The organism is Psychrobacter sp. 1U2, assembly GCF_051847575.1.
In genome coordinates this window covers 1-714 of record NZ_JBPYDC010001081.1, presented here as the reverse complement: position 1 = coordinate 714, position 714 = coordinate 1, and the positions used below count along the sequence as shown (strand labels likewise).

The following is a 714-nucleotide window of genomic DNA, read 5'->3' as shown; positions in this document are numbered from 1 at the left end:
ATACTAAATATGATGAGACGCTTGACTGCGACTTTACCGATCTTTATAAAAACTATCATTTCTTATTGCCACTTGCCGGCCTAGAGCGTGCACGTGAGTACTCAGAGCACCCCGCAGATGTTCAAGCCTCTGAAAAGATGGGACGCTTGTTTGACCATATCCGTAAGCTCAACGAGTTTAATACTGCTGATGACTTACATGCTCTCAATATATTTTTAACGCGGCTGCTATTCTGTTTTTATGCCGAAGATACGGGTATTTTTAAAGCAGACCAATTCTATGACGTTATTGATAGAACCACCAATATAGATGGCAGTGACGTCGATGGCGTCTTGTATGAGCTGTTTGAGGTTTTAGACTTACCTGAGTCTAGCACCGAGCGTCAAGCCAAGCCCACTCATCTAAGTGCATTCCCCTATGTGAACGGCAGCTTATTTGAATATCAGTTCGCCATTCCTGAGTTTGATGCACGTACCCGCCGTATCTTGCTAGAGTGCGCACGTTTGAGCTGGGCCGAGATTAACCCAGATATTTTTGGCTCCATGTTCCAAGCAGTGATCGACCCTGAGCAACGTGGCAGCTTAGGGCAGCATTACACCAGTGTTAGCAATATCATGAAGGTCATTCAGCCGCTGTTCTTAGATGAGCTACGTACAGAGCTGGACACGGTGATAGCGCTGAGTCATGACAATCGCCATAAGAATAATAAAGCCG

1 protein-coding gene is annotated in these 714 nt (G+C 45.5%); it reads left to right on the top strand.

What is annotated here, in order from left to right:
* Positions 1–714: type IIL restriction-modification enzyme MmeI (locus tag ACS8FD_RS20495; protein WP_439277221.1), on the top strand; the 714-nt coding region annotated here is incomplete at both ends.